The following is a 21,888-nucleotide window of genomic DNA, read 5'->3' on the forward strand; positions in this document are numbered from 1 at the left end:
CCATCTTTTTGTGACAATTATCCTTTTTGTTTAAAATATCCAAGTAATTTCTTTACATAGCTTTCATCAACACGTGTGCTAATAACACCAGCGCCACTTTTTCTAAATGCATTTTTAAAATAATCTTCTAATTTCAACCCATTGGCTTTGTATTGAGATCTTACCGATGAGGAACTTGTATTTACTAAATGGACATTACCAGTTTCGGAGTCTAACATTGGAACCATTCCAAGATTTGGAATTTCTTGATCATGTTTATCAAATACTCTAATTCCGGTGACGTCATGTTTATTCGCTGCGAGTTTAAGAGTATGTTCATAGTTGTCATCAATAAAATCAGAAAGAATAAAAACGATAGCTCTTTTTTTTAGTACGTTTGATAAAAATTTTAAAGCTTCCGTAATATTGGTTTGCCTACTCTTAGGATTAAACTCAATAAGTTCCCTAATAATCCGAAGTACATGGCTTCTTCCTTTTTTAGGAGGGATAAATAATTCTACCTGATCAGAGAATAAAATCAAACCAACCTTGTCGTTGTTTTGAATAGCTGAAAAAGCTAAGGTGGCAGCAATTTCAGTGATAGTATTCTTTTTGAATTGTTGTGTGGTGCCAAAAAACTCAGAACCTGAGATATCAACCACTAGCATCATGGTAAGTTCTCGTTCTTCCTCAAATACTTTTACATAAGGTTCGTTATATCTGGCAGTAACATTCCAGTCAATAGCACGGATATCATCTCCATATTGATATTGCCTTACTTCAGAAAAGGTCATACCTCGTCCTTTAAAGGTCGAATGGTATTCGCCTCCAAAAATATGATTAGACAATCTACGTGTCTTAATTTCTATTTTACGAACTTTTTTAAGTAATTCTTTTGTGTCCATTAATTATTTTAACCAATTTTCGGGCAAGGGAGGTAATTCTACCTCCTTTAATTCAAATGATTTCTCAATTGAAATTGTAGGAGCCTCTTTTACTGATAGTTCTACATTGTTTTTTTCTGCAATTTCTTTAATTACATTTGATATACTTCTTTTTTGACCGAGAACCAAACTATTCATCATCACATTTGATTCTGTTTGTAAATCAAAACAATCTACGTAAAATGTAGGTGTATTGTTTTGGTAAATAATGGCTTCTGTCCTCTTTTTCTTGGGCAGTTCTAAAATTTTCTTTGTTCCTGTTAACGTTTTGTACGTTGTTAATTTGCATATCATCGCTAGTTAATTTAAGGGGTGAATATTTCTCTAGTGAGTATGGTTAGTTAAAATTAAGTTTGGTTAATTAAAATTAGGGAACTTGAACTTCGTTAATAATGGTGTTAATAATGTCTATTGACGTAATATTTTCGGCTTCGGCTTCATACGTAATTCCTATTCTATGTCGTAAAACATCATAAACAATAGCTCTAACATCTTCAGGAATCACATAGCCTCTTCTTTTAATAAAAGCGTAACATTTAGCGGCTTTCGCTAGAGAAATACTTCCACGAGGAGAAGAACCAAAGCTTATGAGTCCTTGCAGTTTCTCTAAATTGTATTTTTCAGGATAACGTGTAGCGAAAACAATATCTAAGATGTATTTTTCGATTTTCTCATCCATATATACTTCATTAACTACATGGCGTGCCTTAATTATTTGTTCTATGGAAACAACAGGATTAACCTTAGCAAAGCTTCCGCTTAGATTTTGACGCAAAATAATTTGTTCTTCTTGTAATTTAGGGTAGTCTATAACTGTTTTAAGCATAAAACGATCTACTTGCGCCTCTGGTAACGGGTAAGTTCCTTCTTGTTCAACAGGGTTTTGCGTAGCCATTACTAAAAAAGGCTCGTCAAGTTTAAAGGTTTCATCTCCAATGGTGATTTGGCGTTCTTGCATAGCTTCTAGTAAAGCAGATTGTACTTTAGCTGGAGCACGGTTAATTTCATCGGCTAATACAAAGTTTGCGAAAATAGGACCTTTTTTAATTGAAAAATCATTTTCTTTTACATTGTATATCATGGTACCTACCACATCAGCAGGCAACAGGTCAGGTGTAAATTGAATACGACTAAAACTACCATGAACTGCTTTTGAAAGAGTGTTAATAGCTAATGTTTTTGCTAGTCCTGGAACACCTTCCAATAGTATGTGTCCGTTTCCTAAAAGACCTATAAGCAATCGCTCAATCATGTGTTTTTGACCAACAATCACCTTATTCATTTCTGCAGTTAACAAATCTACAAAAGCACTTTCTTGTTCTATTTTTTCATTAATTACTCTTACATCTACATCCATATGTGTTCTAAATTATATTAGCTTTTATTAAACAAAACTACAATATTAAGACTTTAACAAATGTTAAAGTATGGTTAAACCTAAAAACTGATAAGAAATGTGAAATAAATAAATAAAAATAAAAATTTTATAAAAAATAATGGTTATAAAATTAAATTTTAGGTCTTTTGTTAATAATACGTTAATTGTGTATTATCATTTTAACACAAAATTAATTATTTATAACCTTGAAATTATGAAAAAAACTAACAAACTATTTACAGCTATCGCTTTAATGTGTTTTACTATTTCGATAGGACAAACCATTAAGGGGAAAGTAACTAATGAAAATGGAGAGCCCCTCCCTTTTGTTGATGTCGTCGAGAAAGGCACCACAAATGGAATAAATACCAATGACACTGGTGAGTTCGTTATTACATTGAAAAAAACGCCAGCAACTCTTGTGTTTTCTTTTATGGGGTATGATACAAATGAGATTACTGTTACTTCTGCTACCAACCTAAAGGTTGTGCTGAAAGAAAGCAGTGGTGTTCTTGATGAAGTTGTTTTAACAGGAAACAGGTCTAGACCAAGAACAATTTTAGATTCACCAGTGCCTATTGATAATATTGATGTTAAAGAACTACAAGCAAGTGGGAAACCAACTTTTGATAGAATGCTTGTGTTTAAAGTGCCATCTTTTAATGCTCAGAATCAAGCAATCTCAGATGCAACAGCACATTACGATCCAGCAGATTTGAGAGGTTTAGGACCTAGTAGAACATTAGTACTTGTGAACGGAAAACGTAAAAACCAAAGTGCTCAGGTGTATTTAAACAGAACACCAGGAAAAGGAGAAGTAGGTGTCGATTTAAAAAGTATCCCAACAGCAGCAATAGAAAGAGTAGAAGTTCTTAGAGATGGAGCATCTGCATTATATGGTTCTGATGCTATTGCAGGAGTGATGAACATTATTCTTAAGAAAAACGTTGAGTATTCTACGTTTACCACAAGAACAGGTATTACTTCAGAAAGAGATGGATTTAACTTTGGGGCAGATTTTAATACTGCTTTTAATTTTGGTGATGGTGGTTTTGCGAATATTACTTTAGGGTATTATAATCAAAAATCAACCAATAGAGCAGGGGTAGTGAACGCGGCAAGTGAAGGGGCAACAAGACCTTATGAAGTAGCTTGGTTAGCAGCAAATCCAACAGCTGGTATGACAGTTGGGCAACCAGAGATGAAAAAGAAAGATCTTTTCATAAATATAGAGCACCCGCTTGGTGAAAAAGCGAACTTATACACATTCCACGGTTATACGACTAGAACAGGTAAGAGTTTTGCTTATTATAGAGCCCCTTACTGGAGAAGTGGTGTAGCGGATGCTAATTTTATTACGTCTAGACCAGAAGATTTTGTTGGGTATCAGCCAACTTTTGAAACGGAAATAGATGACCATATTAACGCGGTTGGAATTAAGTTTCCTTTTTCAGATAATTGGAATGCTGATGCTAGTATAACGTATGGAGCAAACGATGTTTTTTATACAGTGAATAACTCTGTAAACAGAGATTATTTAAATGATCACGGTACATCTCCTAGGAGTTTTAAGCCGGGTGGATATAGGTTTACCAATGTAGTAGGGAATTTCGATATTACAGGAATTATTTCAGAGCAATTAAGTGCTGCTTTAGGTCTTGAATATAAAGATGAGAGTTTTAGAGCTTTTGAAGGAGATCCTTTTTCTTATTACAGAGGAGGTTCAGATTCATTTGCTGGGATTAAGCCAGCTGAAGCAGGTATGTGGTCAAGGAACAACTTTGCTGCTTACGGGCAATTAGATTATGATATCACGGATAAGTTTTTATTTGGAGTAGCGGGTCGTTATGAGGATTTCTCTGATGCGGGTAGTAACTTTTCTTGGAAGGTGAACGGACGATATAAAATTGGTGATAAAGGAGCGTTAAGAGCTTCATATAGTACTGGGTTTAGAGCTCCTTCTTTGCATCAAACCCATTTAACGAATAGTCAGTATATTATTGTTGCAGGTTCTTCAGAGCCATTGTTGCAAGGTACTTTGGCAAATGATAACCCTGCAATACAGGCTTTAGGGGTTCCTAGTTTAACGCATGAACTTTCGAAAAACATATCAGCAGGAGCTACCTATAAATTTAATAAAGATTTTTCAGTGTCGTTTGATTTTTATCAAATCAACGTAGAAGATAGAGTTTTGTTCTCTTCGCAAATTGGATATAAAGATGGAGCGCCACCTTCAAATGGTAATCCAGCGGTAATAACAAACCCTGTTGAGCAAATTTTGAGTGATAACAATGTGGTTGCTGTTCAGTTTTTTATTAATGCAGGTGATACAAAAACAACAGGTGCAGACATCGTGTTGAATTACAGGAATATAGAGGTTGGTAAAGGGAGTTTAACAGCTAGTTTAGCAGCGAATTTCAATAAGACAACACTTGATGCTATTACGACTCCATCAGCTTTGGCAGGTGCTGGGTATAATATTTTTGATAGACAAGAACAAGGGTTAATAACAAATTCAAGACCAAGGTCTAAATTTATTTTAGGTCTAAATTATGATATTGATAAATGGAATGTTTCATTTAACAATACAGGTTTTGGAAAAGTTACCGTTACCGCTCCAGAATCAGGAGGTGTAGATCAAGATTTGGCATCTAAAATATCTACTGATTTAGGTTTTGTTTATAAATTAACGAATAGAGTTAGTTTAAACGGGAATATCAACAATATATTTGATGTATATCCTGATCCAACTGACCCATCGACGAATACAGCGCAGGCTGGAAATCGTTTTACGTACTCTTCAGAAGTACAACAGTTAGGTCAATTAGGAACTAATTTTAGTGTAGGATTGAACTATGAATTTTAATTAATGTTTGTTTAAAATGGAAAAAGCACCGGGATTTTCTGGTGCTTTTTTTCTTTTTTGGTAGAAACTAAAATGATAATAGTTGTTTTAATAATACCTCATTCGTTTTGTAAGTAAAATTACACAATCATACTTTTCTATTCATATTTGTTGTTATCCATAGATTGGTATTCATAATAGATAACGCCATTTATAACTAGAGTTTACAGTAGTAAAACGCCTTTTTCTTCCTTTTTGCTTTATCAGAAAAAATCATAAGCTAATGCTGTACTTGATTTATATGATTTGTATAGAGGGAAAATATAGAATCTTCTGATGCGATAAGTTTAATTCACAATGGTATAAGATAAGGTCGTTAAATTAACATCTGAATAGTATTTCATAAAAGAGAAAGCCTCTCTCTTTATGGTAGGGTTTTAGTCATACTTAGGACTAATATTTTCTTAAGAAAAGTTTATTGTCTTCATAAACAGCATAAGTGAAATAGGTAATCCAGTCTCCGAGATTGATATACTTACTATTTTCTTGTAATTCAATATCTAGCGGTAAGTGCCGATGCCCAAATATGAAGTAATTGTAATGTTTGACGGTTAATTTTCTTTTGCAATACTGAACTAACCATTCGTTTTCTTCCCCTAAAAATTTAGCATCGTCATCACCAGAAATAAGTTTGTTTTTTACTGACATGTATTGCCCTAATTTAACACCTATATCTGGGTGTAACCATCTGAACATCCATTGAAACAGAGGGAAGGTAAAAACTTTTTTCATTCTTTTATAGCCTTTATCATGCGGGCCTAAACCATCACCGTGACCAATTAGAAAAGTGTCATTGTTAAATTTGAATTCTTGAGGCTTGTGATACACAGGGATGTTTAGTTCGTTTTCAAAATAATCACTCATCCATAAATCGTGATTTCCTACAAAAAAATAAATAGGAATTCCACTATCTCTAATCTCAGCTAGTTTCCCTAAAACACGAACAAAACCTTTAGGGACAACTGTTTTATATTCAAACCAGAAATCAAATAAATCGCCTAGTAAAAAAATAGCCTCTGCATCTTTTTTAATGTCATTTAGCCAACTCACAAATTTTTGTTCGCGTGGAAAACTAACTTCCTTAGTTGGGGCTCCCAAATGTTGATCGGAAGCGAAATAAATTTTCTTATTTTCAGGAATATGAATTGAAATCAAACTTAAATTTTTGACAAAAATAACTAATTTGAATAGAGTCGGCTCATTTAATTTTTGGTTACTTTTGTTCAATTCTATTAAAAAGTCAGTCTAATGAACCCGTTCGATGATGTTTACTTTATGAAGAAAGCCTTGCAAGAAGCTCAATTAGCGTATGATAAAGGAGAGGTACCGGTAGGGGCTGTTATTGTTTTCAAAGAGCAAATAATTGCGAGAGCTCATAATTTAACAGAAACCTTAAATGATGTAACTGCGCATGCAGAGATGCAGGCGTTTACTGCTGCGGCAGATTTTTTAGGAGGGAAATATCTTAAGGATTGTGTATTATATGTTACGCTAGAGCCATGTCAAATGTGTGCTGGAGCAAGTTACTGGGCACAGATTGGGAAAATAGTTTATGGAGCAAGTGAGCCTAAGTTAGGGTTTAGTGTATTGCAAACTAAACTACATCCAAAGACTAAAGTTGTATCAGGTGTTTTACAAGAGGAATGCAGTTTTTTGATAAAAAAGTTTTTTGTAGAAAAACGTAACCTAAACTAGGGTGTTTTTCTGTTATTGCATTGTCTTTTTTTTAAGTTATTAAGAGTAGAATATGACTTGAATTTAGGTAGGCCTAAAATCAAAAAAGTGATTGCTGTTTGCAATTACTTTCATGTCCTAATAACCATTTTTTACGCCAAATACCACCTGCATATCCAGTTAATGACCCGTTAGAGCCAATAACTCTATGGCACGGTATAATGATCCAAATTGGGTTTTTACCATTTGCGGAGGCAACAGCTCTTATGGCTTTCGTAGGGCCTATTTGTTTTGTTTGCTCTAAATAAGATCTAGTTTTTCCGTAAGGTATATGTAATAGTTCTTTCCAAACTTTTTGTTGGAACGCTGTTCCTTGAGGATTTAATTTTAAAGTAAACTCTTTTCTAGTGCCATTGAAATACTCGTTGAGTTGATTTTTGCATTCTAGTAGTGGAACAGCAATATTTGAATGCTGTTTCATTGAAGGTTGAACATCATCATTTAAAACAGAAACGGTTTGGATCCCTTCTTCATTTCCAGTGATTTCTGCTATGCCTAAGGGTGTTTTGCAGTGTATAATTTGAATGTTGAGCATTAGTTTTAGTAATATATTAATACAAGTAAAAAGAGTTAACTCTTGTTTTTATGACGTAAATCACCAAAACAACCAGACGTGAAAAGTTGATATAACAAGTCAATTCATTTGGGTCTTTCAGATAACAAACAAATAACGAAATAGTGGTGTTTGATTAAATACCAAAGATGTCAATTGAGTTTTTAGTGGTGATCTTTGAGATTTCTTGGAAAGGTATTCCATAAATATCTACAAGTTTATCTACAACATTAGTGATATAGCTGCTCTCATTTCTTTTACCTCGATACGGTGTAGGCGCTAGATAAGGAGAATCGGTTTCAAGCACAATGTGCTTTAGATCAATTTGATTTAAAAACTTGTCTATTTTTCCGTTTTTAAAAGTTGCCACACCACCAATGCCTAATTTCATATTATATGAAATGGCCTTTTTGGCTTGTTCCATAGTTCCAGTAAAACAATGGAAAATACCAAATAGGTCATCGCCTTTTTCTTTTTCCAAAACATCAAATATTTCCTCAAAAGCATCTCTGCAATGAATAATAATGGGCAGCTTTTTTTCTTTCGCCCATTGTATTTGGGTTCTGAAAGCCTCCTGTTGCTGTGGTAAAAAAGTGGTGTCCCAATATAAATCAATACCAATTTCACCAATGGCATAGAAATTACGTTTGTCAATCCATTCTTTGACCAATGCAAGCTCTTCTAAGTAGTTTTCTTTTACAGAGGTCGGATGCAATCCCATCATTAAGAACACTTCATTTGGATAATTTTTTTCCAAATCGAGCATCTTGTTGGTGTAAGTACTGTCAATGGCAGGGATGAAAAAGCGAGAAACACCAGCATTTTTAGCTCTGTCTATCATTTCATTTCTGTCATTATCAAACTGTTCCGAGTATAAATGTGTATGTGTATCAGTAATCATTATTAATAATTGAATTGTATCTTAGCCCCACAAAAGTACGAGAAATGGCAAGTTTGAAAAAAGTATTGAAGAAAAAGAAGTATAGTAAAGTGAAACTAAAGCAAATTGAGACCAATCATTTGGAATTAAAAGCGGAGATTAATGGGGTAAAAGGACGATTTATATTAGATACCGGTGCTTCCAATTCTTGTGTGGGTTTAGATTTGATCGATTATTTTAAACTAGTTTCTGAAAAGAGTGAAATCAAAGCGGCTGGGGCAGGTGCTATTGACATGGAAACTCAAAAATCAGAAAACAATTTATTGAAAATCGGGAAATGGAAAACTAGAAAATGCGATTTAGTGTTATTTGACTTATCACATGTAAATACTGCGTTAACTCAGCATAATGCCAAAGAGGTGCATGGTATTATTGGTGCTGATATTTTGGAAGCAGGGAAGGCTATTATTGATTACAATAAAAAAATCTTGTATCTTAAAAAACCTAAAAAGAAAAAAGTGATAAAACTTCCTTTTTAGTTTTATAAGGCTATCGCAATTGTATTTTTTACTTCTCCAATAGTAAAAACACTATGGGTGCTTCCTATATGTTTCAGACCTGTTATTTTATTAATCATAAATTCTCTGTAAGAATCCATATCTTTTATATAAATCTTTAAAACATAGTCGTATTCCCCACTTACATGAAAACATTCAGTGACTTCTTGTAAATCATTTATTTCTTTTTCAAAATCGGCAATAAATTCTACCGTGTGTTTTTCTAGTTTTATATGACAAAAAACGAGCAACGATTTATCAATTTTATTTTTGTCAACTAGAGCAACATATTGTGTAATTATTCCTTCTCTTTCGAGCTTTTTTATACGCTCATACACCGCAGTCACCGATAAGTTTAATTGCAGTGATAAGTTTTTAGTAGTTTGCTTACTGTCATTTTGTAGTAATGTTAATAGTTTTTTGTCAATGATATCTAGCTTCATGTGAAAAATATTCTAATTATTGATAGAGAACCTTTTTTTTTGTTTGTAAATTTTCTTTTTTATAGCTTTAAAAAGAAAGAATATCTAAAAAATATCTAAAGTATTGATTTTTTGTCAAAAATTATGGTATTTCGTAGTCAAATAAACAACGAAATTGAAATAATATGGAATTTAAACCAGCAAACAATATACAAGACTTACAGTATTTTGGAGAATTTGGAGGAGTAAACCCTTCGATCTCCGATTCATCTACATATACCTTTTTAGAAGCTAAAACAATGTTTGATACTTTTGAAGGAAACACTGATGGATGTTATTTATACTCCCGTCATACGTCTCCCTCTAATTTGTATTTAGGAGAGGCCTTGGCAGCAATGGAAGGAACAGAAACAGCGAATGTAACGGCTTCCGGTATGGGAGCAATAACGCCAACAATTTTACAGGTATGTGGTGCTGGTGATCATATTGTTTCAAGTAGAACTATTTATGGCGGAACTTATGCTTTTTTAAAGAATTTTACACCAAGAATGAATATTGAGACCTCTTTTGTTGACATTACAAAACTAGAAGTGGTTGAAGCGGCTATCAATGAGAATACTAAAATGATTTATTGTGAGTCAGTTAGTAATCCATTATTAGAGGTTGCTGATATACAAGCATTATCAAAATTAGCAAAGAAATATAGTTTAACCTTAGTGGTTGATAATACCTTTTCACCTTTATCTATTTCTCCTGTGCAATTAGGGGCTGATGTTGTAGTGCATAGTTTGACCAAATTCATTAACGGTAGTTCTGATACAATGGGAGGTGTAGTATGTGGAACATCAGAGTTTGTTAATTCTCAAAAAAGCGTAATTGATGGAGCTAGTATGTTATTAGGGGCTTCTATGGATTCTATGCGATCGGCTTCGATATTAAAAAATATGAGGACATTACACATCCGAATAAAACAACATAGTAAAAATGCGACGTATTTAGCGGAAAAATTCGAGGCGGCTGGTATAAAAACGGTATATCCTGGACTACAGTCTCACCCTTCTCATGAAGTTTTTAAATCAATGATGAATGAAGAGTACGGATTTGGTGGAATGTTAACTATTGATGCAGGGTCGTTAGATAAGGCAAATGCCTTGATGGAACTAATGCAAGAGAGAAACCTTGGGTATTTGGCCGTGAGTTTAGGTTTTTATAAAACACTATTTTCTGCACCAGGAACTTCTACTTCTTCTGAAATACCAGAAGACGAACAAGAAGAAATGGGACTTACTGATGGATTAATACGTTTTTCTATTGGATTGGATAATGACATAGAGCGTACCTATAAAATGATGAAAGAATGTATGTTAGAAGTCGGTGTCTTAAAAGAAACAATTGTCTCTTAAGTATAAGCAATTATGCTTTTTATTAGTTCAAATTATCGAAATGATACACCCTTTTATTCCCTTTATATTAATTAGAAAATGATTATTTTCTATAGTAATTTTGAAGAATAACTGGTAATAATTGCGTAGAAATCCCTGTATATATACAGGGATTTCTTATATGCCGTAAAAACGATTAAGAAACTGCTTTATATCTTCTCTAGTGGGGTTTCTTCCCGAAAATGGTGTGATATCCCAACGTTTTCCTTCTTGTTTTAATTCAAAACGAAACATGGACGTTTTAGCGTTTTTTGGATTTAATAGCGGGTAGCGTAAGTCTAGATATTCAATGTTTTTAGAAGAATCTTTCGGAACAAAATTGTAATAGCTATTACTAAACCATAATAAGGTTTTAATATCTGGATGCTGGGTGTCAATTAAATTATGACTTTTAGGAATGGATATGATGGTGTCTAATTCATTTTTAGAGTCTAATAAGGAGTAAAAGCCAACTTTAAAATCAGTACTCGTTTCTGCAACGCCATACCAGAGAATATTATTCATAATGGTGGGTTGTGTTGAATACCTTGTATAGGAGATACTTGCATTATCAAATGATTTTTCAAAAATAGCATCTATATATATCTTATTCACTACAGTAAAAAGCATATAAAGAGAGCTGGTGTAAATACCTGCTTTGGCCCACCAATTTCTTCGGGTTCGCTTTCTGTTATAAAACATGACAATGATTAAAGAGAGTAAAAAAGGAAATGTATATAATGGATCTACCACTGAAATGGTATTAAAAGCGACTCTATAATCTGAAAAAGGCAAGAATAGTTGAGTGCCGTAAGGAGTAAAACTATCTAAAATGGGATGTGTAAAAATAGAAAGAAAATATAGCCAAATCCAGTTTTGTAAGGTGGTTGTCTCGCTCCGTTTTCCTTTATTGTATAGTTTATAGGTGATCCAGCCAAATAAAAAAGCACCAATAATGGCAAAAACAATAGAGTGCATAAACCCTCGATGAAAGGCCATAGCATCGATTTGATTACCATATAACCAACGACCAATAAATACATCTAAATCAGGAATGGTACCGCCAATAGCCCCAAAAAGTAAGGCTTTGTTTCCTATTTTTTTACCGAGTACAACCTCTCCACAAGCTGCACCTAAAACTATTTGAGTTAAGGAATCCATAGTGTACAAATGTACTAAATTGATTCAATTTGTATAATTCTTTACAAAATCGTAACATTACACCTGAAAAAATAAAAAAATGAAAGAAGGTAAAAATATATCTGAAATAAAAATTGACGATCAAAAGATAATCGAAAATAAAGAATTAAATATATGGGAAGCGTTGGTTCCTGTTGTGATCTTGATGGGATTATTGGCTTATAATATTTTCTATGCAGATGGAGTTTGGTTAGGAGATTATTCAAATCAGTATATTTTACTAATTGGTGGAGTAATTGCCGCTGGAGTTGGTTTTTTCAACAAGGTGACTGCACGAAGGATGATGATTGAAATTTTTGAAAACTGGAAAAGTGTTTTTGTCCCAATAATGATTTTGTTTTTAGTAGGAGCGCTGGCTGGAACTTGGCTTGTAAGTGGAATTATCCCAGCGATGGTGTACTATGGGCTACAGGTTTTAAGTCCTGAAATATTTTTACCAGCATGTGTTATAATTGCAGCGATTATATCTATAGCAACAGGAAGTTCTTGGACCACATCGGCAACCGTTGGAATAGCACTTGTTGGTATAGGAAGCGCTCTCGGAATTCCTTCTGGTATGATAGCAGGAGCTGTTATTTCTGGAGCCTATTTCGGAGATAAAATGTCACCTCTTTCAGATACTACAAATTTGGCACCGGCTATGGCAGGAACTGATTTGTTTACGCATATAAAATATATGGCATATACCACAGTACCAACAATAATAGTGACGTTAATTTTCTTTACAATTTTAAGTGGTACTATTGATACTACAGGGAGCACAAACACTTCGTTTATTTTAGAAACAATAGATAGTTATTTTAATACCACTCCCTTGCTTTTTATTGTTCCGTTAGTTGTTATTGTTCTTATTCTTTTTAAAACAAAACCGTTAGTTGCTTTAGGTACCGGGGTAATCTTAGCAGGAGTATTTGCCTTCGTTTTTCAATCGAGTATAATTAATACTCTCTCAGATTCAAAAACAGGTGCTGTTGTAAGCTCAATGTTAACAGATACCTCTATCCCTATTGACAATTCAAAATATGTAAACGTTTTATCGCAAGAAGATATTGAGAACATACAGTCTGATGATAAACTTAAGAACCTATTTAGTGACGATGATTTGAAAGGGGTTTTTACAAAGGCAACACTTACCAGCTTTTTCTCTTCAGAAAAACTTGACAGTACAATATTAACTGACAAGGTAGATAGTTTAGAAAAACTAATTACTATTAAACGATTGAAAAAATTGTTTAGCTCCGGTGGTATGAATGGAATGTTATGGACAATCTATTTAATTATATGTGCTATGGTTTTTGGTGGTATTATGGATGCTATTGGAGCATTGGCTAAAATAACGAAAGTACTATTATCTTTTGCTTCATCAGTTTTTGGGTTGTTTGCAAGTACCGTTGTTAGTTGCTTAGGATTGAACGTTGTTGCTTCAGACCAATATTTAGCGTTGGTTATTCCTGGAAAAATGTTTAAAAAAGCATTTGACGATAAAGGATTAGCTCCTGAAAACCTAAGTAGAACTCTTGAAGATTCTGGTACAGTTACTTCTGTACTGATTCCTTGGAACACTTGTGGTGCTTATCAATCAGGAGTTTTGGGCGTGGGTGTAGGTGAATATGCAATGTATGCCATGTTTAATTGGCTAAGTCCATTTATGACCTTGCTTTTTGCTGCATTTAGGATTAAAATAAGACAACTGGCAGAGAAATAGGAGCAGTCATACTTCTATTTATTTTCATTCCAGTAGTAACTATCTTGGTATTTTCTTTTTCCAAAAATAGCGGTTCCTACTCGTACAATTGTAGCTCCTTCCTCAATGGCTATTTCCAGGTCTCTACTCATACCCATGGAAAGTTCTGTCATTTGTATGTTAGGGATATTTTGGGCTTTTATTTCCTGCTGAATAGATGCTAGAAGCCTAAAACATTTCCTTATTTTTTCTGCTTCTGCAGTAAATAATCCAATAGTCATTAAACCTTTAATATGGATTCTGTCAAGTTCGGATACTTGCTTTACTAAGGAGATAGACTGGTCAGGAGAAACACCAAACTTGCTGTTTTCTGCCGAAGTATTTACCTGAATAAAAGCGTTTATGTGTTTGTTCTCAGAGACTAATCTTTTCTGTAATTTTTGAGCCAAACTAAAACGGTCCAGAGATTGAATACAGGTAACGTTATGTTTAAGAATTTCTCTTATTTTGTTACTTTGTAAATGGCCAATAAAATGTTTTTGATGTGGTATTGAAGCGAGCCCTTCATATTTCTGTTTTAATTCTTGAACTTTATTTTCACCGATAAGTGTCTCGCCCTGTTTTAAGACTGTTTTGATTCTGTCAACATCAACCGTTTTTGTGGCTAGTAGTAATTTAATATCCTTAGGGTTTCTATCAATACGTTGGCAAGTTTTGTGTATTCTTTCTTGAATAAGTTTTAAATTATTAGTAATTAAGTTTGACATTATGCAGTTTTTTTTTAGCTTTTTCTTGATTTATGAGTTGTTTTTTTACTTGTATGAAAACAAGATCTCTAGCTTCTGCATAAGAAATACGGTAGGCTTTCTCTATATGCTGTAATTCCGAGGGAAAACTTTCTAACAAACAATCGTAATAGTCATCTAGAGTTTCTTTGGTAGGAAGTGTAAACTCTAATTTCAATTCAAAACGTCTCATCAAGGCGGTATCGATACTTTTTTCATGATTAGTAGCTGCAATGAGTAGCACATGTTTCGGAAGATAGTCTATCAATTGAATCAAGGTGTTTACTAGCCTTTTCATTTCCCCTGAATCTTTGTTGTCAGAGGTTCTCATTTTACCAATAGAGTCGAACTCATCTATAAATAAAATAGCATTTTCACTCGAAGCTTTTTTAAAAAGAGCATGAATATTTTTGGCAGTTTCTCCCAATCTCGATGATGCAAACTCGCTAAGATCAAGCGTGATGATTTTTTTATTCAGTTCTTTTGCAATTGCTTTTGCTGTAGCGGTTTTACCACATCCAGTATGACCGTAAAACAATAGTTTATTTGTCGGTGATAAACGGTGTTTTTCTAATATACTCAAGTAGGTAAACTCATCCATTAATTGATGAATTTTTTCATGGTTAATATCACTCAAATGAATTTCTTCCAAAGAAATGAAGATCTGGTTTGGATTGGTGGTGATATCATATATAGGCATAACTGAATTTTAATGTTTTTTTGATTTAAATAGTAGTAATTGTGTATACTGAAATTTATAAATATGTCACTATTATGAAATGATCCTTACATATATTTTGTTAATACTAATTAGGAATACTGATTTTTTACCCTATTTTTTGCGTTAGGGTTAAAAGAGCACAATTGTTCTAGTTACACATGTTCTAAATACTCAAAATACATCCTCGCTTCTATAATTTTACATGCAGCCTGTAATTTAAATTTGGAATTATAAATGTAGTTAGGTTTCCTAATCTGAAGAATATAATTGAACTATTTTATAAAACTCTTGTATTTTTGCGGTATGAATTTTCCAAAAAATCTTCAGGCAAAATTAGAAGAACGAAAAAATAATGATTCACTAAGAACTCTTGGTATTAATGAAGAATTGATTGATTTTTCATCAAATGATTACCTTGGGTTTTCCAAGTCAGAAAACTTGTTTAAAGATACACATCAATTTTTGATAGATATTGACCTACTGAACAATGGAGCCTCAGGGTCGCGGTTGCTTTCTGGAAATTATGAGTTATACAATAAGGTCGAGAAATTATTGAGTAAGTTACATAAAGCACCATCTACTTTGTTGTTTAATTCAGGGTACAATGCCAACCTAGGCGTGTTTTCATCTATTCCCCAAAGAGGTGATTTTATTTTGTATGATGAATTAGCTCATGCTTCTATTAGAGATGGTATTCGACTATCAAATGCAAAATCCTACAAATTTCGTCATAATAATCTAGATCATTTAGAAGAGCAAATTCTATCTATTAGAGGCGGCTTAAAAACACAAGAAGTAACAATCTATGTAGTGACCGAGTCTGTTTTTTCTATGGATGGAGATATGCCAGATTTGTTGAAAATGGTTAGCATTTGTAAAAAACACAAGGTCTATATTATAGTTGATGAAGCTCACGCTTTGGGAGTTGTGGGAGGTAATGGGTTTGGGTTAATTCAAGAGTTAGGGCTAGAGCAGGAAGTTTTTGCAAGAATAGTAACTTTTGGTAAAGCACTCGGCTGTCACGGAGCTATGGTTTTAGGAAGTAATGAACTGAAGCAGTATTTAGTGAACTTTGCACGTAGTTTTATTTACACTACGGGCTTATCACCACATTCCGTCGCTACCATAAAAACCGCCCATGAATACCTAATTGATAAAACAGGTAAAAGCGGTATAGAAAAGTTGCATAAAAATATAAAACACTTTATTTCCGAAGTAGAAAGATTGAAACTGAATTTTATTCCTAGTAGCACAGCGATACAAAGTTGTGTTGTTAGCGGAAACAAAAGGACCAAGGGAATGGCTCAAGAAATGAGAAGTTTTGGCTTTGATATAAAACCTATACTATATCCTACAGTGGCAGAGGGTAAAGAACGTTTGCGCTTTTGCTTGCATAGTTATAATTCTCTACAAGAAATGACACATGCTTTAGAGAAGCTTGCCTCCTTGTATTAAATCGATTTGATTTTATATAAGGCTAGAGGTGAAATGGGGTTTAACAATATTTTATACCTAAAACGTCAGTCGCATAGCCCTATTTTATATCTTTGAAAAAAGTTTAAATCACCCCACTATATAAGTTAGATGTTATGCGTGATGATTATACAGTTTTAACAGTTTTTGAATATTCAGCAGAAGCACAATTACTGAAATCTAAATTAGATTCTGAAAATATTGAAACCATGTTAATGGATGAGAAAACTATTGATGCAGATCCTCTAATAAGTCAGGCAATTGGAGGCGTAAAGTTGCTAGTTTATAACAATGATTTAGACAGGGCATTGATTGTTTACAATGCAATCAGAACGTATGAGAAAGATCAAAAAGGAAATCAAATTAATTGTCCTTCATGTAATTCTTCAAAGATTTTAGTAGCACCGATACAACAAGAAAACGTATTTTATAGACTATTTCCTTTTTTTGAAAAAAGGAGGTTGATATGCAATGAATGTAAAACTATATTTTAATGCAGCATAAATATTTTATCACAGGAATTTCAACAGAAGTAGGTAAAACAGTTGCTTCTGCAATTATAACCGAGGCTTTAGAAGCAGATTATTGGAAACCTGTTCAGGCAGGAGAGTTGGATAACTCCGACACAGACAAAGTAGAGAAATTAGTATCGAATAAAAAATCTACCTTTCATAAAAATGCCTATGCATTGCAAACACCAATGAGTCCGCATGCGGCGGCTGAATTAGACGACGTAACCATCACGCTAGAAAATATAAAGGAACCAATAACAACAAATAATTTGGTTATAGAAGGAGCAGGAGGATTGTTGGTGCCGCTCAATAATACAGATACAATTTTAGATCTTATCCAGCCAGACTATAAAGTAATAATAGTCTCTCGTCATTATCTAGGCAGTATAAATCACACCCTGTTAACCATTAATGCATTGAAGGATAAAGGAATTGATGTTTCAATTATATACTCTGGATCAGAACATAAGACCACAGAAGCCATCATTGAAAAGATGACTGGCGTTCCTGTAATTGGACGAATTGATGAAGAGCCATATTTTGATAAAAACGTGATAAAAGAATATGCAGAAATATTCAAAGAAAAACTATGACACTTCAAGAACGCGATAAAAAACATTTGTGGCACCCTTTGACACAGCATAAATTACATCCCGATCATATTGCAATTACCAAAGCAAAAGGAGTGATGTTATTTGATGACAACAACAATGAATACATAGACGGAATAGCTTCTTGGTATACCTGCATGTACGGGCATTGTAATGAGTATATTACAGATCGGGTGGCGGATCAAATGAAACAACTAGATCATGTTGTTTTTGCAGGATTTACACACGAACCGGCTATAAAATTATCTGAAGAATTAATAAAGATTTTACCTGAAAATCAACAAAAATTATTTTTTTCTGATAATGGCTCTACCTCTGTAGATGTTGCCATAAAAATGGCTTTACAATATCATTTTAATCAAGGAGAAAAACGCGGAAAAATAATTGCTTTAGAGGATGGTTTTCACGGAGATACCTTTGGGGCAATGTCTGTTTCAGGATTATCCGTTTATAATGGGCCTTTTGAAGATTTTTTTATAGATGTAGAAAGAATTGCTGTACCTACCAACGAGAATTTTGAGGAAGTCAAAGCAAAATTTCAACGACTTATTTCAAACCATAAAGTAGCTGCATTTATTTATGAACCCCTAGTACAAGGGGCAGCTGCTATGAAAATGTATAATGCTTGTTTTTTAGATGAGTTAATCGGTATCGCACAAACTAATGGGGTGTTGACAATAGCAGATGAGGTAATGACAGGCTTTGGTAAAACAGGAAAGAATTTTGCATCAGAACATATGCAAAACAAGCCAGATATCATGTGTCTTTCGAAATCATTAACAGCGGGGCTTGTACCCATGGCAATTACGAGTTGTTCACAAAAAGTATATAATGCATTTTTGAGTGATGAGTTAGGTAAAGGTTTTTTTCATGGGCATACTTATTCGGCAAATCCAATTTCTTGTACAGCGGCCTTAGCAGGAATTGAGTTATTGCAAAGGAACGAGATTAGAGAAAATATTGCGCGTATTATAAAGGCACATCAAATGTTTGACCAACGAATCAAAAACCATCCGAAAATCAAAGAAACGCGTCAACTAGGGGTAATCTATGCAATGGATTTAGATATCCAAACGGAACGTTATGGAGACTTGCGCTACAAGCTATTTAGTTTCTTTATGGAGAATGGAGTGTGCTTGAGACCCTTAGGAAATACCATTTATATTTTAGCCCCGTTTGTAATCACAGAAAAACAAATGCAGAAAATATATACAACCATTGAAGAAGTATTAGATACCTTCTAATACTTCTTTAAGAAGGTTGATTTCTTCTTGTGTTTCTTTAATTTGTACATATAATTCTTCAAAGATCCACTTGCCATTACTTCTAATTCCTTTTACTATGATATAGCCTTCACCTTTGTCGCCTTTTATTGGTACTAAAAAATCTACCTCTCCATCATCACTACTTATAGAAATATTCCCATTTGGAAATCCGTCTTTTTTTAAATGGTTGCCTAATACATCAAGTACCTTTTCATTTTTAGCAGCTTGTTCTATGGCAAATTCTACAGGAGATACTTTGTTAATCATGTTACTAACGCCAAATATTGCTGCTCCTACTCCTATGATAAACAATAAAATGATTCCAAGACATCCGCTTAATGGAATAAACCATAACCAATTTCTACCGAACCAGCTTTTTTGATGTGACATACTATTTTTTATCTATTAGACTATAATATGTTTAATTTGTTACAACAAATCAAAATCCATCTAATTAAAGGGGGTTATAGTAATAATTAGTTTTATTTTTGTCGAAATTTTTTAAATTTTGGAGAGTAGAATATCAATTACATCTATAGCATCGGTATCGGCAGTAGGAAGTTCGTTGGAAGAAATTTGGGGAAATTATAAAGCAGATAAACACTGCTTAAGCGTCAGAGACTTTGGTGGATGTAGAACTTGGGTTGCTCAGATTAAAGATTTAGATAAAGTGCAAATTGAGGAGTTAAGGAAATCAGATCCCAATTACAAAGAGTTAGATGAATCCGTATTGTATGCCGTATATGTCTCTAGAAAAGCTATGAAAAAAGCAGGTTGGAGTGGTTCCGATAATTTTGGGATAAATATTGGCTCTTCACGAGGAGCAACGACTTTATTTGAAAAGTATCATAAAGAGTTTCTAGAAACAGGGAAATCTTCTACACTAAGCTCTCCAACAACAACTTTAGGTAATATATCTTCTTGGGTTGCACACGATTTACAAACCAAAGGTCCTGAAATATCCCATTCTATAACCTGTTCAACCGGATTACATTCTTTGTTGAATGGAGTAGCATGGATTCGGTCTGGAATGGTAAGCAAGTTTTTAGTGGGGGCTAGTGAAGCTTGTTTAACAGATTTTACCATTGCACAAATGCAAGCATTAAAGTTATATGCAAAGAATAAAGATCCATTTCCGTGTAAGGCATTGAATTTAGATAAAGACAGAAATACAATGGTTTTAGGTGAAGGAGCCTCTGTCGTTTGTTTAGAAGCAGGGGTTAAAGAGAATGCTATAGGGTATATAGAAGGAATCGGATATGCAACTGAAGTATTAAAGCATAATATCTCCATTTCTGAAGATGCGCAGTGTTTTCAAAAATCTATGCAAATGGCATTAGGAAATACCTCACTAGAAGAAGTAGATGCCATTGTGATGCATGCACCAGGAACTATTAAGGGAGACCTCTCAGAATTGAAAGCCATAAAAAACATTTTTGGCACGGACTTACCTTTTTTAACTACGAATAAATGGAAAATAGGGCATACATTTGCTTCTTCTGGATTGCTCAGTTTAGAACTAGCCATTTTAATGACTGAGCATCAAGAAGCAATACAGGTACCGTATATAGAAAAACAGCACAGTCCCAAGCAAATTAATAAAGTGTTGATTAATGCCGTCGGTTTTGGAGGGAATGCAGTATCTATTTTATTGAGTAAAAAGTAAAAAACATATAATATATTATTAGTATTTTTGAATCTTCAAACAACTAACTAATAAACTTAAGTTTATGAGCGAAGTAAGACATAATTGGACGAAAGAAGAGATCTTAGCTATATATAACAAACCATTAATGGAACTCTTGTATGACGCTTCCACTATTCATAGAAAACATCACGACCCTAATACTGTGCAGGTTAGTACATTGATATCCATAAAAACTGGAGGGTGTTCTGAAGATTGTGGTTACTGTCCGCAGGCAGCGCGCTACCATACAGATATCGATGGAAATGATCTAATGACGGTAAATCAAGTGAAAGCTCAGGCATTAAGAGCAAAATCAGGAGGTTCATCGAGAGTCTGTATGGGAGCTTCTTGGAGAAATGTTAAGGACGGTCCTGAATTTGATCAAGTACTCGAAATGGTTCGTACCATTAATAAACTTGATATGGAGGTATGTTGTACTTTAGGAATGGTTACGGAAAATCAGGCAAAACGTTTAGCAGAGGCTGGTTTATACGCTTACAATCATAATATAGATACCTCAGAAGATTATTATGACGATGTGATTTCAACAAGGTCGTTTAAAGATAGAATTGACACAATTGAGAATGTACGTAAAACCAATGTGACAGTTTGTTCTGGAGGAATTATTGGTATGGGAGAGAGTTTAGAAGATAGAGCTGGAATGTTAGAAACACTAACTCGCTTTTCTCCGCACCCTGAGTCAGTTCCTATTAACGCCTTAGTAGCTGTAGAAGGAACTCCTTTAGAAGAGCAGCCTCCTGTTAATATTTTTGAAATGGTACGAATGGTGGCAACTGCTCGCATTGTGTTACCAGAAGCACAGGTACGCCTATCAGCAGGAAGAACGCAAATGAGTAGAGAAGGACAAGCAATGTGTTTCTTTGCTGGAGCAAATTCAATATTTGCAGGAGACAGGTTATTAACCACTCCAAATCCAGATATTAAAGAAGATATGAAAATGTTTGAAGATTTAGGATTGAACCCTCAAAAAGCATTTTATAAACACGAACAAAGAGAATCTGTAGAAGCAAAGGAATCACAATATCAAGCATTAGGTGAAAAGCCTAAATGGACAAGACCAGGCCATAAGATTGATAGAAATGAATTAAAGAAACAAGAAGCCCTAGCTCTACGAAAAAAATAGTATCACTTTATAACAAATCTATAGAAAAACACT

At 33.9% G+C, this 21,888-nt stretch carries 22 protein-coding genes; 11 read left to right on the forward strand and 11 right to left on the reverse strand.

Going from position 1 to position 21,888, the window contains the following annotated elements; translation table 11 throughout:
- Nucleotides 1–17: 17 nt before the first annotated feature.
- The 3 genes from AC2TDS_RS13175 to AC2TDS_RS13185 all read right to left on the reverse strand — a co-directional run bounded on the left by AC2TDS_RS13175 (nt 18) and on the right by AC2TDS_RS13185 (nt 2,280).
- Entirely contained in the window at nt 18–884 is an 867-nt protein-coding gene (locus tag AC2TDS_RS13175) for a DUF58 domain-containing protein (RefSeq protein WP_484736044.1), read from the reverse strand.
- A gap of 3 nt (nt 885–887) precedes the next feature.
- Complete coding sequence (locus AC2TDS_RS13180) at nt 888–1,217, reverse strand: hypothetical protein (RefSeq protein ID WP_484736045.1); 330 nt, start codon at nt 1,215–1,217, stop codon at nt 888–890.
- A 73-nt stretch (nt 1,218–1,290) separates the two neighbouring features.
- Complete coding sequence (locus AC2TDS_RS13185; RefSeq protein ID WP_484736046.1) at nt 1,291–2,280, reverse strand: AAA family ATPase; 990 nt, start codon at nt 2,278–2,280, stop codon at nt 1,291–1,293.
- A 235-nt stretch (nt 2,281–2,515) separates the two neighbouring features.
- Between AC2TDS_RS13185 and AC2TDS_RS13190 the strand changes: the two genes are divergently transcribed.
- On the forward strand, nt 2,516–5,167 hold the full coding sequence (locus AC2TDS_RS13190) for a TonB-dependent receptor (protein WP_484736047.1): 2,652 nt from the start codon (nt 2,516–2,518) through the stop codon (nt 5,165–5,167).
- Between the two features lie 432 nt (nt 5,168–5,599).
- Here AC2TDS_RS13190 and AC2TDS_RS13195 read toward each other — a convergent pair whose 3' ends face one another.
- Nucleotides 5,600–6,352: a UDP-2,3-diacylglucosamine diphosphatase gene (locus AC2TDS_RS13195; RefSeq protein WP_484738953.1), complete on the reverse strand. Its 753-nt coding sequence runs from the start codon at nt 6,350–6,352 to the stop codon at nt 5,600–5,602.
- Nucleotides 6,353–6,454: 102 nt separating this feature from the next.
- Between AC2TDS_RS13195 and AC2TDS_RS13200 the strand changes: the two genes are divergently transcribed.
- Complete coding sequence (locus AC2TDS_RS13200; protein WP_484736048.1) at nt 6,455–6,901, forward strand: nucleoside deaminase; 447 nt, start codon at nt 6,455–6,457, stop codon at nt 6,899–6,901.
- 79 nt (nt 6,902–6,980) lie between these two features.
- Here AC2TDS_RS13200 and AC2TDS_RS13205 read toward each other — a convergent pair whose 3' ends face one another.
- Nucleotides 6,981–7,475 carry a methylated-DNA--[protein]-cysteine S-methyltransferase gene (locus tag AC2TDS_RS13205; RefSeq protein WP_484736049.1) on the reverse strand — a complete coding sequence of 165 codons (495 nt, stop codon included), beginning with the start codon at nt 7,473–7,475 and terminating at the stop codon, nt 6,981–6,983.
- Between the two features lie 154 nt (nt 7,476–7,629).
- Complete coding sequence (locus tag AC2TDS_RS13210) at nt 7,630–8,394, reverse strand: TatD family hydrolase (protein WP_484736050.1); 765 nt, start codon at nt 8,392–8,394, stop codon at nt 7,630–7,632.
- Between the two features lie 44 nt (nt 8,395–8,438).
- Here AC2TDS_RS13210 and AC2TDS_RS13215 point away from each other — a divergent pair, with 44 nt between their 5' ends.
- Entirely contained in the window at nt 8,439–8,912 is a 474-nt protein-coding gene (locus AC2TDS_RS13215; protein ID WP_484736051.1) for a retropepsin-like aspartic protease, read from the forward strand.
- Between the two features lie 2 nt (nt 8,913–8,914).
- Here the strand turns inward: AC2TDS_RS13215 and AC2TDS_RS13220 are convergent, their stop codons facing one another.
- The gene (locus tag AC2TDS_RS13220; protein WP_484736052.1) at nt 8,915–9,373 is read right to left on the reverse strand and encodes an Lrp/AsnC family transcriptional regulator; all 459 of its coding nucleotides are present in this window, start codon (nt 9,371–9,373) and stop codon (nt 8,915–8,917) included.
- Between the two features lie 164 nt (nt 9,374–9,537).
- On the opposite strand from AC2TDS_RS13220, the gene AC2TDS_RS13225 reads away from it, so the two are divergent.
- The gene (locus AC2TDS_RS13225) at nt 9,538–10,755 is read left to right on the forward strand and encodes an aminotransferase class I/II-fold pyridoxal phosphate-dependent enzyme (RefSeq protein WP_484736053.1); all 1,218 of its coding nucleotides are present in this window, start codon (nt 9,538–9,540) and stop codon (nt 10,753–10,755) included.
- Between the two features lie 156 nt (nt 10,756–10,911).
- Here AC2TDS_RS13225 and AC2TDS_RS13230 read toward each other — a convergent pair whose 3' ends face one another.
- A complete protein-coding gene (locus tag AC2TDS_RS13230; RefSeq protein ID WP_484736054.1) occupies nt 10,912–11,934 on the reverse strand; it encodes a metal-dependent hydrolase in 1,023 nt (340 codons plus the stop codon).
- 79 nt (nt 11,935–12,013) lie between these two features.
- Between AC2TDS_RS13230 and AC2TDS_RS13235 the strand changes: the two genes are divergently transcribed.
- Nucleotides 12,014–13,678: a Na+/H+ antiporter NhaC family protein gene (locus tag AC2TDS_RS13235; RefSeq protein ID WP_484736055.1), complete on the forward strand. Its 1,665-nt coding sequence runs from the start codon at nt 12,014–12,016 to the stop codon at nt 13,676–13,678.
- Between the two features lie 14 nt (nt 13,679–13,692).
- Here AC2TDS_RS13235 and AC2TDS_RS13240 read toward each other — a convergent pair whose 3' ends face one another.
- Both AC2TDS_RS13240 and AC2TDS_RS13245 read right to left on the reverse strand, forming a co-directional pair.
- Entirely contained in the window at nt 13,693–14,424 is a 732-nt protein-coding gene (locus AC2TDS_RS13240; protein WP_484736056.1) for a YggS family pyridoxal phosphate-dependent enzyme, read from the reverse strand.
- Nucleotides 14,405–15,142 (reverse strand): AAA family ATPase, encoded by a 738-nt coding sequence (locus tag AC2TDS_RS13245; protein ID WP_484736057.1) that lies wholly within the window; start codon nt 15,140–15,142, stop codon nt 14,405–14,407. Before AC2TDS_RS13245 ends, AC2TDS_RS13240 begins: the two co-directional genes overlap by 20 nt.
- 324 nt (nt 15,143–15,466) lie before the next feature.
- Here AC2TDS_RS13245 and bioF point away from each other — a divergent pair, with 324 nt between their 5' ends.
- The 4 genes from bioF (at nt 15,467) to bioA (ending at nt 19,003) form a co-directional block, all read left to right on the forward strand.
- Complete coding sequence (gene bioF / locus AC2TDS_RS13250) at nt 15,467–16,618, forward strand: 8-amino-7-oxononanoate synthase (protein WP_484736058.1); 1,152 nt, start codon at nt 15,467–15,469, stop codon at nt 16,616–16,618.
- A gap of 134 nt (nt 16,619–16,752) precedes the next feature.
- The gene (locus AC2TDS_RS13255; protein ID WP_484736059.1) at nt 16,753–17,130 is read left to right on the forward strand and encodes a putative signal transducing protein; all 378 of its coding nucleotides are present in this window, start codon (nt 16,753–16,755) and stop codon (nt 17,128–17,130) included.
- A complete protein-coding gene (gene bioD, locus AC2TDS_RS13260) occupies nt 17,130–17,741 on the forward strand; it encodes a dethiobiotin synthase (RefSeq protein WP_484736060.1) in 612 nt (203 codons plus the stop codon). The genes AC2TDS_RS13255 and bioD overlap by 1 nt, the downstream gene beginning before the upstream one ends.
- Entirely contained in the window at nt 17,738–19,003 is a 1,266-nt protein-coding gene (gene bioA, locus AC2TDS_RS13265) for an adenosylmethionine--8-amino-7-oxononanoate transaminase (protein WP_484736061.1), read from the forward strand. Before bioD ends, bioA begins: the two co-directional genes overlap by 4 nt.
- On the opposite strand, the gene AC2TDS_RS13270 is transcribed toward bioA, so the two are convergent.
- Nucleotides 18,989–19,414 carry a cytochrome c oxidase assembly factor Coa1 family protein gene (locus AC2TDS_RS13270; protein ID WP_484736062.1) on the reverse strand — a complete coding sequence of 142 codons (426 nt, stop codon included), beginning with the start codon at nt 19,412–19,414 and terminating at the stop codon, nt 18,989–18,991. The genes bioA and AC2TDS_RS13270 overlap by 15 nt on opposite strands.
- Nucleotides 19,415–19,532: 118 nt before the next feature.
- Between AC2TDS_RS13270 and AC2TDS_RS13275 the strand changes: the two genes are divergently transcribed.
- Nucleotides 19,533–20,690 (forward strand): beta-ketoacyl synthase N-terminal-like domain-containing protein, encoded by a 1,158-nt coding sequence (locus AC2TDS_RS13275; RefSeq protein ID WP_484736063.1) that lies wholly within the window; start codon nt 19,533–19,535, stop codon nt 20,688–20,690.
- A 64-nt stretch (nt 20,691–20,754) separates the two neighbouring features.
- Entirely contained in the window at nt 20,755–21,855 is a 1,101-nt protein-coding gene (gene bioB, locus AC2TDS_RS13280; protein WP_484736064.1) for a biotin synthase BioB, read from the forward strand.
- Nucleotides 21,856–21,888: the final 33 nt, after the last annotated feature.

The organism is Tenacibaculum profundicola, from assembly GCF_057220795.1.